General features: G+C 41.3%; 14 protein-coding genes and 2 pseudogenes. 8 read left to right on the forward strand and 8 right to left on the reverse strand.

Going from position 1 to position 14,772, the window contains the following annotated elements; all coding sequences use genetic code 11:
• Nucleotides 1–52: 52 nt before the first annotated feature.
• Together BTW01_RS02455 and BTW01_RS02460 are read right to left on the reverse strand one after the other, a co-directional pair.
• On the reverse strand, nucleotides 53–1,024 hold the full coding sequence (locus BTW01_RS02455) for a class I SAM-dependent methyltransferase (protein WP_162101454.1): 972 nt from the start codon (nucleotides 1,022–1,024) through the stop codon (nucleotides 53–55).
• 308 nt (nucleotides 1,025–1,332) lie between these two features.
• Nucleotides 1,333–2,898, reverse strand: coding sequence for a M4 family metallopeptidase (locus tag BTW01_RS02460; protein ID WP_162101455.1), 1,566 nt, complete (start codon nucleotides 2,896–2,898; stop codon nucleotides 1,333–1,335).
• 289 nt (nucleotides 2,899–3,187) lie between these two features.
• Here BTW01_RS02460 and BTW01_RS02465 point away from each other — a divergent pair, with 289 nt between their 5' ends.
• From BTW01_RS02465 to BTW01_RS02480, 4 genes are read left to right on the forward strand one after another with little or no spacing between them, the layout of a single operon-like run.
• Nucleotides 3,188–5,125 carry a hypothetical protein gene (locus BTW01_RS02465; RefSeq protein WP_162101456.1) on the forward strand — a complete coding sequence of 646 codons (1,938 nt, stop codon included), beginning with the start codon at nucleotides 3,188–3,190 and terminating at the stop codon, nucleotides 5,123–5,125.
• The gene (locus tag BTW01_RS02470; protein ID WP_162101457.1) at nucleotides 5,115–5,384 is read left to right on the forward strand and encodes a hypothetical protein; all 270 of its coding nucleotides are present in this window, start codon (nucleotides 5,115–5,117) and stop codon (nucleotides 5,382–5,384) included. Before BTW01_RS02465 ends, BTW01_RS02470 begins: the two co-directional genes overlap by 11 nt.
• Nucleotides 5,384–5,905 carry a sigma-70 family RNA polymerase sigma factor gene (locus tag BTW01_RS02475; RefSeq protein ID WP_162101458.1) on the forward strand — a complete coding sequence of 174 codons (522 nt, stop codon included), beginning with the start codon at nucleotides 5,384–5,386 and terminating at the stop codon, nucleotides 5,903–5,905. The genes BTW01_RS02470 and BTW01_RS02475 overlap by 1 nt, the downstream gene beginning before the upstream one ends.
• Nucleotides 5,902–6,195: an anti-sigma factor family protein gene (locus BTW01_RS02480; protein ID WP_162101459.1), complete on the forward strand. Its 294-nt coding sequence runs from the start codon at nucleotides 5,902–5,904 to the stop codon at nucleotides 6,193–6,195. The genes BTW01_RS02475 and BTW01_RS02480 overlap by 4 nt, the downstream gene beginning before the upstream one ends.
• A gap of 40 nt (nucleotides 6,196–6,235) precedes the next feature.
• Here the strand turns inward: BTW01_RS02480 and BTW01_RS18655 are convergent.
• Together BTW01_RS18655 and BTW01_RS02490 are read right to left on the reverse strand one after the other, a co-directional pair.
• Nucleotides 6,236–6,846, reverse strand: a pseudogene (locus tag BTW01_RS18655) (hypothetical protein).
• Between the two features lie 273 nt (nucleotides 6,847–7,119).
• Complete coding sequence (locus BTW01_RS02490; RefSeq protein ID WP_162101460.1) at nucleotides 7,120–7,308, reverse strand: YlaF family protein; 189 nt, start codon at nucleotides 7,306–7,308, stop codon at nucleotides 7,120–7,122.
• Nucleotides 7,309–7,420: 112 nt separating this feature from the next.
• Here BTW01_RS02490 and typA point away from each other — a divergent pair, with 112 nt between their 5' ends.
• Nucleotides 7,421–9,259: a translational GTPase TypA gene (gene typA, locus BTW01_RS02495; RefSeq protein WP_162101461.1), complete on the forward strand. Its 1,839-nt coding sequence runs from the start codon at nucleotides 7,421–7,423 to the stop codon at nucleotides 9,257–9,259.
• 55 nt (nucleotides 9,260–9,314) lie between these two features.
• A complete protein-coding gene (locus BTW01_RS02500) occupies nucleotides 9,315–9,632 on the forward strand; it encodes a YlaH-like family protein (protein ID WP_162101462.1) in 318 nt (105 codons plus the stop codon).
• Nucleotides 9,633–10,277: 645 nt separating this feature from the next.
• Here the strand turns inward: BTW01_RS02500 and BTW01_RS02505 are convergent.
• A complete protein-coding gene (locus BTW01_RS02505; RefSeq protein WP_162101463.1) occupies nucleotides 10,278–10,910 on the reverse strand; it encodes a DUF1232 domain-containing protein in 633 nt (210 codons plus the stop codon).
• A 146-nt stretch (nucleotides 10,911–11,056) separates the two neighbouring features.
• Here BTW01_RS02505 and ytaF point away from each other — a divergent pair.
• Nucleotides 11,057–11,691: pseudogene (gene ytaF, locus BTW01_RS02510) on the forward strand (sporulation membrane protein YtaF).
• Between the two features lie 115 nt (nucleotides 11,692–11,806).
• On the opposite strand, the gene BTW01_RS02515 reads toward ytaF, so the two are convergent.
• A complete protein-coding gene (locus tag BTW01_RS02515) occupies nucleotides 11,807–12,016 on the reverse strand; it encodes a YlaI family protein (RefSeq protein WP_162101464.1) in 210 nt (69 codons plus the stop codon).
• 82 nt (nucleotides 12,017–12,098) lie between these two features.
• Nucleotides 12,099–12,728, reverse strand: a complete 630-nt coding sequence (locus tag BTW01_RS02520; protein ID WP_162101465.1) for a YhcN/YlaJ family sporulation lipoprotein — start codon at nucleotides 12,726–12,728, stop codon at nucleotides 12,099–12,101.
• 154 nt (nucleotides 12,729–12,882) lie between these two features.
• Here BTW01_RS02520 and BTW01_RS02525 point away from each other — a divergent pair, with 154 nt between their 5' ends.
• Nucleotides 12,883–14,211: a PhoH family protein gene (locus BTW01_RS02525; protein ID WP_162101466.1), complete on the forward strand. Its 1,329-nt coding sequence runs from the start codon at nucleotides 12,883–12,885 to the stop codon at nucleotides 14,209–14,211.
• A gap of 2 nt (nucleotides 14,212–14,213) precedes the next feature.
• Here BTW01_RS02525 and BTW01_RS02530 read toward each other — a convergent pair whose 3' ends face one another.
• Nucleotides 14,214–14,699, reverse strand: coding sequence for a peptidyl-prolyl cis-trans isomerase (locus tag BTW01_RS02530; protein WP_162101467.1), 486 nt, complete (start codon nucleotides 14,697–14,699; stop codon nucleotides 14,214–14,216).
• Between the last annotated feature and the right edge of the window lie 73 nt (nucleotides 14,700–14,772).

The raw sequence follows: 14,772 nt of genomic DNA on the forward strand, positions 1-14,772 counted from the left end.
TGTCCATAGTTTAAAAAGCCTCTCAAAAAAGAGAGACTTTGATGATTAAAAATTATTTTTTTACCGCATGAATATAATGAATCGTTTCAAACGCTGACAAGTGGTCCGTTCGATTGTCAAAGAATTGATCATCAATATCATCTGGTGATAGGTGTTCATAGATTAGTAAACCCAATGATTCTAACAGGTTTTCAATTGCTTGATAGGTGAAACACGATTTTATCGGTTCTCCGCTTGCGGCAGCCATTTTCACCATATGTTCAACTCGGTTTGATATTCCTGTTGCAGTAAAGAGTGTTTCATCCGCATAATCAAAAACGATAGAGCTTCCTGATGGGACATGAGAAAACAAATCTCTGATCAAGCTTGCGTTTTCTTCTCGTGTTAAATAGTAAGACACTCCGAGAAGACTAAAGAATGTTTTTGTGTTTTTAAATCCTTCATCTATAAGAGGCTGATACGAAAACGTTTTAGTGAAATCCATAGGAACAAAATGAAGCTGTTCTGGGATTGTCAGGTTTGCATCCTTCAACTTATTTATTTTGAGTTGTTGTGTTGCCGGATGATCAACCTCGAAAACTTGTAAGCTGCTTTTCAATTCAGGGTGCCGAAAACAGAATGTATCCAGTCCGGCTCCAAGAAAGATATACTGTTTTGTTCCTAACGCCAATTCGTTGAGTAAGATTTTTTCGCAAAACGAAGCACGTGCTAACGGCGTTGGCGATAGCTGGATTTGCGTAACCCATTTTAAAATTTTTTCAGGATCATTGTGCAGACGTTCAGCGATCTCTTTGCTGAAAAACGAGATTCCTCGGATCATATTTTCGCGGATGTTGATAAACTCTTTTTTGTTGATAAGATCTTTTGCGATAACATCATCAAAAATGAGAGGTGTGTCATACCGGCTATGGTACGCACGAGCAAAAGCTGAAATTAAAGATGTTAGGCTGGACTCGTTTTTTTCATGAAACAGATCCTCCCAAAAAAATAAGATTCCCCCGGCCGGGAGAATCTTATTATACATACAAATATGTTAATGGTAAATTATAGCACAAATAATTTTTTTGTCAACTTTTAACTCGTTATTTCGCTCGTGTGATCTTTATTTGCTTCAGAAGTGCCGGCTGTCTGTCGGAAGACCCTTCCCTTAGTCTGTGCCAATATAATAAGCTGCACCGGTTTTGCGGCTGAACGGATTATTCATATCACCGCTTTCCTGTACGGCGCGCTTGCAGCTGTGATAAATCTGCACCCTTCGTGGTAATGAATGTGATTTACAATAAAGGAAAAAGACGAACAAGAAGCCTGAGGGATCTCAGGCTTCTTGTTATATTACAATCCAACAGCCTTCCATGCTGCTTCAACTTTAGCTGCATCAGTGGAGCCGTAAAGATCACGGGCAGACTGCATAAGAGCTGCCTTGGCATCTTTGAAGGTGGAAGAAGGCGTGAGGTACGTTGTTAACGCACGATAATAGATCTGCTGTGATTTCGAGACACCAAGCTTTGTAATGGTATTATAGGCGGCTTTGTTAGGGATTCCGCTGTTTATGTGTACGCCGCCATAGTCGCCTTCATCTGTGTTGGGAAGGTTTTGATAATCGGCATAATTGTCAGGCTGGTCATACTTTGTCGGATTAGACAAACTGCGGAGAGCAGGCTGGCTGACTGTAATGTCTTCACCGATATCCCAATTTTCTGTATCGTTAAAATACCCAAATACGTCAGAGAATGATTCGTTTAATGCCCCCGGCTGATTTTCATAACTCAAGTTGGCTGTTTCTTGAGTGACGCCATGTGTCATTTCATGTGCTGTCACATCTAATGAACCGGACAGCGGAGAGAAGAATGAACCGTCGCCGTCACCGTAAATCATTTGATCTCCTGTCCATGCAGCATTATTGTACTTTGAGCCATAGTGGACGGAAGAAACAATATTACTGCCTTTGTTATCGTAGCTGTCCCGTTTAAATGTTGAATAAAAGTAATCGTACACTTTACCGAGGTTATAATGTGCATCAACGGCTGCTCGTTGTGATGAAGTTTTGAACGTTTTCGTTGAGCTTGAGACAAGCGTTCCCGGCAGGCGGCTTCGTCTGTTTTGCAAGTCATACGTAATGATTTGAGTGCCTGTTGGTTTTGAAAGATCTTTTAGAACGTATTTTCTGCTTTCATAAGAGATGTTTAAAGGAACCGTTGCACCCTTTAGTGTTGTTCCGCTTCCGGTGGCAGCAACATGTTCAACCTTGTTTTGCTGTTTTATTATGCTGCCTGTTTCAGAATCAACTATGACCTCCCAGTTGGCAGGTTCGGGTTCGATATAGCGTATCGTCACGTCGTAAGCAAGACGGTAGCTGCCATCTTTTGTTTCTATTGCTTTTAATTCGGCTTTATCGCTGTTTTTAGCGGTTCCATTAGAAACAGCGTCTGGTGATTTGCCAATGGCTTTGAAAGCAAGTGCCAGCGCTTTTTCAGAAGATATTTTTTGGTTGTTTTCTGTTTTTGCAACAGATTGATTTTGTAATTCACCATTGACCGCATAGACATTATCGGATTTATCGGCGTGGACAATCACTTGAGAATCTTTAATAGGTACTCCGTTAATAACAGGCGTATAACGAAAATGCTTATACCCAAGGTCATCAGTCGTACTTTCAACAAGCTTCAGCCTTTTGGCAGGATCACCTTTGAAAATGTTGCTGTTCTTTTTCAAAAACTGTTTGACAGCTTTGTCATTTGGTGCAGAGAGTTCTGCTTGAGCAATCGCGTTTTTGGAATGGAAATTTGTTTGATTTTCTTTAAGCTGATGATTCTCAGCAGCCTGAACACCAGGAAGGCTGATTGATAAACTCATAAATGAAGCAGTGACAGCAATAGACAGTTTTTTACCTAAACCCATATTGCATCCCCCTTTTTTGCAAATATTGAAAAATCTTCATGTTGTTATATTAGACTAGCATTCTATCATACTCAACAAAAACTAACATTACGCGACAAAATTGATAGAATTGTCCTGGGTTTATTTTTGTTGAATAATATCGAAATGAGTCAAGTGTCATGTGATAGTACATATAAGTTTTCATGTTTGTTGTGTATCAAGGGAGAAGATGAGATATTTTTGTTTCTGATTGAAACTTTTTGATAGGCCCGCTGTCTAACCGAATGAGGCCTTAATAAGAAGTAAAGGATTGTTGGTCGTGTTGGAGTTATTCAGTCATTATGTATTGCATTTCGAACGTTATTTTATATTAAGCAGACAAAGCACCTTGCTCATTCAATGGACAATTGTAGTGTTGGCGGGCTTATATGTTTTGGTGCACCATCCTAAGATAAACCAGTACCGCACAATGTTCTTAGCTGGTGTCTTACTGCGGATTGTGTTGCTGGCCGGGGTGTCTGTTGAACTTATTCATCAGGTGCAGGCGACAAACTTTACCAGTGCTTACTTACGGGAGGACGGCAATGAACTGCTGCCACTGGTGCATTTTTTGTTATATGGGTATGTGCTGCTGACGGCTTTTCACTATATGCTGATGCCTCGTAATCTTGGCGGAAAAGGCATGTTTTATATATTTGATCTCGCTGTTGTCAGTTTGCCGATCGTACAAATGGTTTTCAGTTTCTTTTCGTATTGGAAGGAATGTCCTGATGAGGTCAGGCCAATTGAATTCTTGTTTTTGTTGTTCATCATCATTCTTCCTATCGTTTTAAATGTACTGTTTTTCAAGCTGTATTGGAGAACAAACAAGATTTTACTAGGTTTATTTTATACGCTGATTATTGGACTGCTTGTCAAGCTGCTTGTTCCATTTTCCCATCAAATCACCATAGATTATGGTGCAACGATGCCATTTGCGATTTATTTGGCAATGGCGGGATTTTTAATGAGCTATCATCTGTTCCAAAAGTCAGGAAAATTTTATATACGTGTGAATAAGCGGCTGGCGATGGCTGTTATGGTGTTTTTTGTCTTATTCTTAAATCCAATTTATAACGTAGGATCCGCTGCTTTTGCAGTCTCAAAACCGATAAATGTCCATGATTCATTCAATTTTGTCGGGGAGCACATTTCATCTGAAAAAGCGGAACAAATAGTAAAGTCATTTTTTCCTGCGGATGAAACACTTTATTTGCACGATACAAACATGGATGTACATTATTCTTATTCATTTGAAAGCAAGAGCTATAAAGCTGAGGTAGACGAAGTCTCACAGCTGATTCGTAATTATCAATACGTAAAAAAACCGCATGGAAAAAAGCTGACGGATCAAGAGTACATGCGTAGGTCTATCGCTTTTCTTGAACGGCACGGCCGAGTGTTAAATAAGGACCATATCGAAACAAAGGTATCTAAAGAAGACGGTCAGACAGTCGTTCGTATATATCTGAAAAATCAACTTCATAAAAAAGATAATGATGATGGAGCGCTATTTTATTGGGAAAAGGAAACTTTAATGAGTTTTAGTGAAGACCCTTCTATTTATCAGTTTGATTCTCTTCTCCATGTTCATGTAACAGAACAAGATATTCACGACAAAGTGAAGGACATGTTTGCTGCTTTAAACATACCGAAACAGCCTTATCAGATCACTGATATTGAAAGTGATAGCATGTTAGGAAGCATAGTGCGCGTTGAAACGAAAAGTGGAATTGTGATGGAATTTGAGGGCGAATCCGGTTCTTTACATAGTCTTTCACTTCCAATGAAAAAGAACAGTTCACTGGCTGACAGCCGGCTGCAGCAGCAGGTATTATCGATCTTCGATATTGATGCATCAAAAATAAAGAAATCAAGCAAGCGGAGTGACACGGTTGTGTATACGGATTCTTCTAAAGCGTATGAGTTTTTTGAAGATCAAAGCCAGCTGCAGGTTTATGTTTACAGTGATACACCTGAGCAGCCTTTCCCATATACGTATCGCAATGGGACATTGGCTTATAAAAAAGTAGCATCTTCATATCAGGATGTGATTTACAAAAAACGTATGCGGCCGATTATCGTTCACAGAGGGGATGAATGGCATTACGCATGGCTGATCATTATTCAGCCGTTCGGTTCAAACCGTCATGATGCTTATGTGGTGGATGGAGAAACACAAGAGGTGAAAAGTCTTTATGAATCATAAAGAAAAAGAGTCTATTTTTTTAGATTTATATGACCTATATAAAGAAGGAGAACTAGAGGGTGAATCAATGGAGTGGATGAAACAGCATGAGCCCTTATATCAAAAAAATGCGGAATTCTTAAAGAGTGAATCCAGTTCAAAGAGGAGCCCGGGTGCTGAAGAAGAGAGGCAAATCAGACATATGAAAGTATACTTGTCTTCCATGTATATCTGTTTTATTTTATTGGCCATTTGGATGACGGTGTGGTTTTACTTTTAATGAAACATAGGGATTCTATTGAAGACTTGTACCGAGAGTATTACCAAGAAATTTTGAATTATTTATATCGAAGGACGCATCATCTTGAAACAGCTAAGGACTTAGCGCAGGACACATTTGTGAAAGCACTTAACGGCCTGGCTTCGTTTAGGGGGCATTCTTCCATCAGAACGTGGCTTTACACGATTGCGCATCACACCTTTGTCAACTGGTACCGCAGAGATATCAAATATCAATGTGCTGATATCAGCACAAATGAAGGATTAACGCAAACAACTTATGAGCAGCCTGAACAGTATTTGTCCCGGACGATTAAAAGCGAAATGCTGCGGCAGGAGCTCCTGCAGTTAAAAGATCAGCATCAGTCCGTTTTGATCTTAAGAGAATTCCAAGAGCTTTCTTATGAAGAAATCGCTGAGATATTAGAGTGGAGTCTTTCGAAGGTGAAAACTACGCTGCACCGCGCAAGATTAGAGCTAAAGAAAAACATGATGAAAAGAAGAGAGGAGGAGCGGATATGACCTGCTTTCTAGTAAGAGACCTGCTTCCTCTGTATCTTGAAGGTGATTGTAATAAAGAAACGGAACACGTCGTTGAAGAGCACTTAAAAACTTGCAGCAGCTGCAAAGAAATGTATGACCTGATGGCTGAGCCGTTTGAATTGGAAAGTGAACAGGTCGTTGAGGAGGTTTTTCTGTCTGAAGAAGAAAGGCGTTTTAAACAAAGGTACTATGGTTTGCAGATCGTTAAAGCTGCCTGCTGGTTTGGAGCGGCGGTCGCCTTGATGCTGATTATCAAACTGCTAATATAAAGAAAAGCGCTTGACCGATTCCGGCAAGCGCTTTTTAATATTAAGCCTGAGGATGAAGAATAGTGTAGACTGCGGCAAGCTGTTCTTGTGACAGAGTACCGAAAAAGTTTTCGTAAGCGTCAGCTTGCTGAGATGTTGCGCCTGCTTGTGCCGCTTTATCTTTATTATAACTGTATACATTATCTTGCAGCACAATGGCAGCCTGAAGAATGTGAATCTTTGAGGAAGCTGAAGTTAAAAATTGTTCAGTTGCAACTGCTTGTTTTTCTGTGATGCCAAGCTCTGCTGCCTTATCTGTATCGAGTTTGTAATTTTCACCTTCGATATACACACATTGTGAAACGGCGCTGAAAAATTTTGGTGCCGACTCCCACATTTTTGCGATGACTTGAGCCTCTTCTTTTGACATTCCTAACTCGACAGCTTTTTCACTATCAAAAGAATAAACACCACTTGTTCAGATATACATTGATTTAATAAAGCAACGTATGTATCAAAATCCTCGTTAGTGATTGTTTGGTGCTGGAGCTGAACAGCGGTATTATCAACCATTGTTTTGGCGCTGGCTGCATGCGGGCCGAACGTTAATAAAGCAGCCGAAGTTATTGCGGCCGTCGATAGCACAGTCTTTTTTACAAATGTTTTTTTCATGTTTTGCCTTTCCCTTTTATGAATTATGGTGCGGGTTCCATTATAGGGAGAGATTGGTGTCGAACAAATAGGTTATATAGCATTTTATGTAGAACGTGACCGAACTACTTTTGCCGTTCACAGCTGTCATCGCCATAACAATTGTCTATGTATGAACGCTGCTTTACACCTTCCTGACTAAAGAATAGGGGAGATAAGGCTTAATAAAATGAAAAAACACCGCTTTTTTTAGCGGTGTTTTTTGATTATAATGTCGCCGGCAAGGCAATGCTTTTAATCAAACAAGCCTTGCTCGCGCATTTTCTTTTTTAATGTAAACCCACCGCCCATTACGGCGCAAACAAGAACAATGCTGGCGATTGTGCCTGCAATGCTTTTTTCAGCGATAAAGACGCCGATCAGCATCATACTGAAAACCGCTGCAAATGCAAATAATAGCAAAAGCCAATTCATTTTTTTCATATTTCCCATCCCCTTTTACGTCTTATATAAAGTTTACAGAAAAACGTGACGCTTTTAAAGAGGATGTGTGATATAATATGAAAGTTATCTAATTTTATTAGGAGATGAAAAAGTGAAACTTAGAAATGACCTTCGCAACATCGCGATTATCGCCCACGTTGACCATGGGAAAACGACTTTAGTCGATCAGCTTTTACATCAGGCTGGTACGTTCCGTGCCAACGAACAGGTTGCTGAACGCGCAATGGACTCTAATGACCTTGAACGTGAACGCGGCATTACAATTTTGGCGAAAAATACTGCGATTAACTATAAAGATACACGCATCAATATTTTGGATACCCCTGGACACGCTGACTTTGGGGGAGAAGTAGAACGGATTATGAAAATGGTTGACGGCGTATTGCTTGTCGTTGACGCATATGAAGGCTGTATGCCTCAAACTCGTTTCGTTCTGAAAAAAGCTCTTGAGCAAAACCTTAATCCGGTTGTTGTTGTCAATAAAATTGACCGTGACTTTGCTCGTCCTGAGGAAGTAATCGATGAGGTTCTTGACCTGTTCATTGAGCTTGATGCCAATGAAGAGCAGCTCGAGTTCCCGGTAGTATACGCTTCAGCAATTAATGGAACAGCGAGTCTTGATCCGAAACAGCAGGATGAGAACATGGAATCTTTATATGAAACCATTATTAAGCATGTTCCGGCACCTGTTGATAATGAAGAAGAGCCGCTTCAATTCCAAGTTGCCCTTCTTGACTACAATGACTATGTAGGGCGTATCGGAATCGGGCGCGTATTCCGCGGCACGATGAAAGTCGGCCAACAGGTTTCTCTTATGAAGCTTGACGGAACGGCTAAGTCATTCCGTGTTACAAAGATTTTCGGTTTCCAAGGCTTAAAGCGTGTGGAAATTGAAGAAGCAAAAGCGGGAGATCTTGTTGCTGTTTCCGGTATGGAAGATATTAATGTTGGTGAAACAGTATGTCCTGTTGACCATCAAGATCCGCTTCCAGTGCTTCGAATTGACGAACCGACACTTCAAATGACATTTGTCGTAAATAACAGTCCGTTTGCAGGCCGTGAAGGCAAATACGTGACATCCCGCAAAATCGAAGAACGACTCCATTCTCAGCTTCAGACTGATGTGAGCTTGCGTGTTGAGCCCACAGCTTCACCTGATGCTTGGGTTGTTTCCGGACGCGGTGAACTCCATTTGTCAATTTTAATTGAAAATATGCGCCGTGAAGGTTATGAGCTTCAAGTTTCAAAACCTGAAGTTATCATAAGAGATATTGACGGTGTACGCTGTGAGCCTGTTGAGCGAGTGCAAATCGATGTTCCTGAAGAGCATACTGGCTCAGTAATGGAATCAATGGGTGCGCGTAAAGGCGAGATGGTTGATATGATCAACAACGGAAACGGGCAAGTTCGTCTCATCTTTACAGTTCCTTCTCGCGGATTAATCGGATACTCTACAGAGTTTTTATCTTTAACACGCGGATTCGGTATCCTGAACCATACGTTTGACAGCTACCAGCCTATGCAGGCGGGCCAAGTTGGCGGACGCCGCCAAGGTGTGCTTGTATCAATGGAAAACGGGAAAGCGACAGCATATGGAATTCAAGGAATTGAAGACCGCGGTGTCATCTTCGTTGAGCCAGGTACTGAAGTATACGAAGGAATGATCGTTGGAGAGCATAACCGCGACAACGACCTTGTTGTTAACGTCAGCAAAATGAAACAGCAGACGAACGTTCGCTCTGCAACAAAAGATCAGACAACAACAATTAAAAAAGCGCGCATCATGTCTCTTGAGGAGTCTCTAGAGTACTTAAACGAAGATGAATACTGTGAAGTAACACCAGAATCCATCCGTTTAAGAAAGAAAATCCTCAATAAGAACGAACGTGAAAAAGCAGCTAAAAAGAAAAAAACAGCAGGATTGTCTTAAGCTCTTGCAGAATTTGAAAAGATAGAACCCGTACGTTTAAGGGGAGGGAATCTTTTTGAATGATGTAAGCGAACGCCTGTCGCTCTTTGCCGCTCTATATCAAGTAGACCGGCAGCCTGCGCCAGGCATGTGGCTGCTGTATGGCACAATTTTTGTGTTGGCCGTTATTGTATTTAAGCTTGGATTTGCTAAAAGGCTTCCGGTATTAAAATCAGCAGTGGTGTATGTATTTCTGGCTTTGGGCTGCACTGTTTTGACCTTTTTAGGTGTGTTTTTGCCCGTGGCGGAGGGATTGATCGTCGCTGCCCTGATTTTAATTGTTTATAAAATTCGGCTGTATCAGTCGAAAAAGGGACAGTCTGCAAAATCATAAAAAGACTCAGCTGAGAAGCTGAGCCAGCTTGTAGAGAAAACAATGTTTTTTCTACAAGCTTTTTTATTTTGCGCTGCTTTTTTTAGGTATTCACCAGATTTCAAAAACAGAAAAAGAATTTTTGTGAGGTTTTTCCGTAAAAACACAAACGGTTTTGACTGACCTTTCATTTACGGCCGGAAATCGTTCTGTCTTCGTTTGAATGATAATGTGTCATCGGTGCGAAGAAAGACTGTTTGGTATGTGACATCTCTTTAAGGCTCAACCAGCGCTTTTTTTGTTCCCTTCGCTATTTGTTTTTTTCATGATCGGCTGAACCTTTCTCTATTCGTTTCAGGCGGCAGCAAAGAGGATATGCTTAACTTCTTTCTTATTTTTTATAAGGTTATTTATACACATACGTTTATGCGAAAAAACCATCAATTTTCCTTTTACTCTTTTTTCCACTTTCCTGCGGCGAATATCGTTCCAATCTGAATCACCACACTTAACAGAGCGCATACTGCCACAACTGTGTTGCTGTCCATAGAAGACACCCTCCTTTTTATTAGGTTGATGTATCATATGACAGCTGTCTCTGTTTTGACAAAACTGCAATGCGATGTTTCACATTTTTCAACAAAAAGGGCGCTTTTTTAAGCGCCTTTATTTTTTTTTCAGCCGGTGTAAAACGATTTGAACGGCGATGGCGTCATCCAGATAGCCAATGGGAAACATGTAATCCGGAATAACGTCCGTTTCTAAAATATAATACAGCAGCGCGCTCCCGAGAATCATACGGTCTTCAGTCAGTGTTGCTTCATCCATATACTGACAAAACATGTTTTTTAAATGATCAATAAAAGGGCCGACGCTTTCTTCATTATTTATTTTCTTTTGAAACTGATCGCAAATGAGGCGATGGCCTTGCTGGGTTTTGGCGTATTGTTCATATCTGGTCAGCTCGCGTTCAATTTGCTGCCGGGAAAAAGGCTGATCAAACATCTCCGCCATATTGAGCATATCCTGAATCGCGTGCATCGGATCTTGCGGCGCAGCCTTTTTTTCATGGCCGATATTTATGCCTGATGCCTCGAGTAATTCTTCCAGCGGGGTGCAAAGGTGTTTAGAAAATTCCTGAAGATGCTTTAAATTGGCCTTCTGCTTGCCATTTATAATCCGGGAGATGGTAGCTGTATCAATATTGGTTAAGGTGCTGAGTTTTCTCATGGAGAGCGAGTGCTTAGTAAGCAGTGATTTTAAAAGGGGGCCCAATGTCGTCTTTTTATTTTCTTCCAATGGTGTCACCTCATTTCCAACGGAATGATGATAACCAATCAATCATTTTTGCGAAAAAGGTACCTTTCCTGTGCTGTTGCATAGGATAGGGTAGATTCAACAGCGCAACATGTTGAGAAGACATCAAAGAATGGAGAGATCATAATATGGCTTGGTTATTGATTTTAGGTTTGGCGGTATCCTCGAGCATTGATAATTTAGGGGTAGGAATGTCGTACGGTATCAGAAAAATTAAAATATCTCACACATCAAATATGATGATCGCTTTTATCTGTTTTTTATTCAGTTATATCGGAATTTATTTCGGTAAATGGATTTCAGTCATTTTACCGGGCATTCTTCCTGTGTTGCTGGCAGCTTTTATTTTATCTGTTATCGGCATCCGCATCATCCTGCTGGCTGTGCCGAGAAAAAAGAAAGCTCAGCGTGTGTTGATGTATCATCAAGAAAAAAAGGCCGTTTTGCCGGTCTGTTACAACATCCGGAGACGGCGGATGCTGACCGTTCGGGAGAAATCAGTATATTAGAGTCTATCGTTCTTGGGGTAGCTGTATCTGCAAATGCACTGACCAACGGATTAAGCGCGGGTTTGATCGGGCTTTCTCCTGCTGCAATTTCCATCACTGCAGCGCTCGGCAGTTTCTTGACCATATGGCTCGGCTGCTCGCTCGGAAAAAAAGCTGCCTCATTGCGCATTGGATCTTTTCGTGTCGGACAGTTCAGCACGATGCTGAGCGGAGTCATTATTCTTATCATTGCCGTCAATACGCTGCTCTTTTAAGTTGTCCCGTTCATTTTATGAAAAATATCAAATAAATATGAAGGTTCCTGTTCGGAGAGCGCCTGACTCAGCTAGGAAGCTGAGTCTTTTCTGTTCTGTATGGTAAAGCGTCTGCTTATTTTTTAACTTTTTCTTTCTTCTGTCTGCCTGGATGAAACGTGAATTTCCCCGTTTTCAGCCGTTCTTCTGTTTTTTGGGCAATCCGGTCGTGGCATTTCTGGCACATATATGTATGGATTGGGCGGTTTCGAAGCCGTTTCGCGATCAGGGTGTCATCATTAATTGTTTCAATTTTATCGCAAATAGAGCATTGGACCCTCATCATATCACCTCTTTCACTAACATGTATTATAGCACGGATCAGAAGATGTCCGAAATAAGAAAAAACTAAAGCGCAGGGCTTTAGCTTAATCGTTGGTATTCTTTTTCATATGATGATCGGATTGATCGTTTTGCTCCTGTTCCATTTCCTGCCGCTGCTTTCTGTTTAATTGGTCATTTTGCTGCTTTGTTTGCGGCTCATCTTCATTGTCAATTACATCGTTAGGCACTTCCGGAAGCACTCGGCCGACAATCGCAGCTAATTCATCTAGTATGCCTGTTACTGGACGGCCTTCACTTATTTCCCTGCCCATTTCTTTTAGGCGGCTGACCGTATCAGGATCAGCAATGACTACTGCGTTGGCGCCATACCTATCGTTTTTTAGAGCCTGTGCTACAGAATATTTAATCGTTTCCACTTTGCTTCTATCCAAAGTATCGTCGACATCAATCCCAATAACGGCATAACTCCCAAGCACAACAGCTGTTGCATCTTTAACATCAGGGTTTTTTTCAGCAACGCTGACGAGATGCTTGGCAATATCGTTTCTTGTTCCATTGTCTTTTGTTTCTTGAGTTGTGTCTTTTACGTGAATCGGTGTGGTATCCTGCTGTCTTGTTGATTCTTTTTCAACATTTTGATTCTGCTTTCCTTGTTGGTAGGCACATGCGGACAGGATAAACGTCAGTTGTATCATAATGAAAAGAATTCGCACTTGCGGGTTCCCTCCTTGAAATGCATTCATTAATTTTATTGTTGAATTAACCTTCTATCTTTATACACAAAATCATATATTTTAGCAGGCATTCACCTTTTTCATCGTAAGAGAAGCAGGAGAAACTTTGACCCTTATATCGGGAGGCTGAGACTTGAGTAAAATTTATGTGTTAGATACGAATGTGTTATTACAGGATCCTAACGCGATATTTTCTTTTGAAGAAAATGAGGTTGTCATCCCTGCTGTCGTATTAGAAGAGGTTGATTCAAAAAAACGATATATGGACGAAGTCGGGAGGAATGCAAGGCACGCATCTAAGCTGATTGATGCGTTAAGGCAAAAGGGCAGGCTGCATGAGCATGTACCGCTCGATAGCGGCGGCACACTGAGAATTGAATTGAATCATCGTTCGTTTCATCAGCTGCAAGAGATTTTTATTGAAAAAACAAATGATAATCGCATATTGGCCGTTGCGAAAAACTTAAGCCTTGAGGAAGAAACAAAGGAAAAGGGCAGGCCGGTTATTCTCGTCAGTAAAGATGTGCTTGTCAGGGTTAAAGCGGACGCAATCGGACTGCTTGCCGAAGATTTTTTAAGTGACCGGGTTGTGGATCATGATGAAATGTACAGCGGCTATAAAGATTTATTTATTAGCCGGCAGCTGTTCAGCTCTTTTTACGGAGAAAATCAAATTTCGGTAAATGATATAAAACAGCATGCCTTTTATCCGAATCAATTCGCAATAATGAAGGATGAGCTGGGAGGATCCTCCTCAGCAGTTGGAATTGCAGATAAAACAGGAACGGTATTAAAAAGACTCGTGTTTGATGATGAACACATATGGGGAATCAGGCCGAAAAATGTGCAGCAAAAAATGGCATTAGAGCTTTTGCTGCGCGAAGATATTCCGCTCGTCACCCTGATCGGAAAAGCGGGAACCGGCAAGACGCTTTTAGCATTGGCGGCAGGGCTATTACAGACAGAAGACTTAGGAATATACAAAAAGCTGGTCGTAGCAAGACCGATTGTTCCTGTTGGCAAAGACATCGGGTACTTGCCCGGCGAAAAAGAGGAAAAGCTTAAGCCTTGGATGCAGCCGATTTTTGACAACTTGGAGTTTCTGTTTAATGCGAAAAAACCCGGGGAGCTTGAAGCTATTCTGGCAGGGATTGGCTCAATTCAGGTAGAGGCGCTGACCTATATCAGAGGGAGGAGCATTCCAGATCAATTTATCATCATTGATGAAGCGCAAAATTTGACCAGGCATGAGGTGAAAACGCTGCTGACGAGAGTAGGCGAGGGCAGTAAAATTGTCTTAATGGGCGATCCAGAACAAATTGATCACCCATATTTAGACAGTCTGAACAATGGTTTGGCTTATGTGGTTGAGCGGTTTAAAGGACAACCTGTCTCAGGCAGCGTGAAGCTGTTAAAAGGTGAGAGATCAGGCCTCGCTCAGATTGCTGCTGATTTGCTGTAATACTAAATAATTTCGATTTCTTTTATATCGGTGATCGGCTGTTTGTGATCAACTGAATCTTCAAAGTAAATATGAATGGGACCGCCTTCTTGAAGCGGCTTGCCAGCTTCACTGAAATGGACAATACTGTTCAGAGCGGTTTTCAGAGGAACAAATGTATTCCCTGAACTTGTGACAAACACGCATTGTGCTGCAGAGCTGAGGGGCTCGGCATTTTTCAGCACATTCCCAAGTTTCATTGCAAAACTGCCGTTCATCAGCTTTTGCTTCTCGTATTGCTTTTCCGTCTTTAATGTCGGTGGCGAAATCCGGCCCTCTCTAATGATTCGTTCAGGATCAAGATCGGATTCATCCCCGGCTGATTGTAAATATGTGTCTTGACTGTCCCCTTTGCGGTCAAACGGAAATTTGCGATCGTCAAAAATCCATACGCTTGGATCGATGGTGATCGGAAATGTAACATTTCCTTTCACTTGTATAACGCTCATGATATAACCCCCTTCTCTCAAAATTATAAAAGTTTTCGCATGAATTGTCACTTTGTGTACAAATTAGGTGTAT

The organism is Bacillus sp. SKDU12 (assembly GCF_010093085.1).
Classification (GTDB): domain Bacteria; phylum Bacillota; class Bacilli; order Bacillales; family Bacillaceae; genus Bacillus; species Bacillus mexicanus.

Bases quoted from the DNA above. Each gene is read 5' to 3' on its own strand.
- BTW01_RS02515 (WP_162101464.1), bottom strand. From the start codon at position 12,016: ATGATGAGGGTCCAATGCTCTATTTGCGATAAAATTGAAACAATTAAT.
- BTW01_RS02460 (WP_162101455.1), bottom strand. From the start codon at position 2,898: ATGGGTTTAGGTAAAAAACTGTCTATTGCTGTCACTGCTTCATTTATG.
- BTW01_RS02490 (WP_162101460.1), bottom strand. From the start codon at position 7,308: ATGAAAAAAATGAATTGGCTTTTGCTATTATTTGCATTTGCAGCGGTT.
- BTW01_RS02530 (WP_162101467.1), bottom strand. From the start codon at position 14,699: ATGAGCGTTATACAAGTGAAAGGAAATGTTACATTTCCGATCACCATC.
- BTW01_RS02455 (WP_162101454.1), bottom strand. From the start codon at position 1,024: ATGTATAATAAGATTCTCCCGGCCGGGGGAATCTTATTTTTTTGGGAG.
- BTW01_RS02480 (WP_162101459.1), top strand. From the start codon at position 5,902: ATGACCTGCTTTCTAGTAAGAGACCTGCTTCCTCTGTATCTTGAAGGT.
- BTW01_RS02475 (WP_162101458.1), top strand. From the start codon at position 5,384: ATGAAACATAGGGATTCTATTGAAGACTTGTACCGAGAGTATTACCAA.
- BTW01_RS02470 (WP_162101457.1), top strand. From the start codon at position 5,115: ATGAATCATAAAGAAAAAGAGTCTATTTTTTTAGATTTATATGACCTA.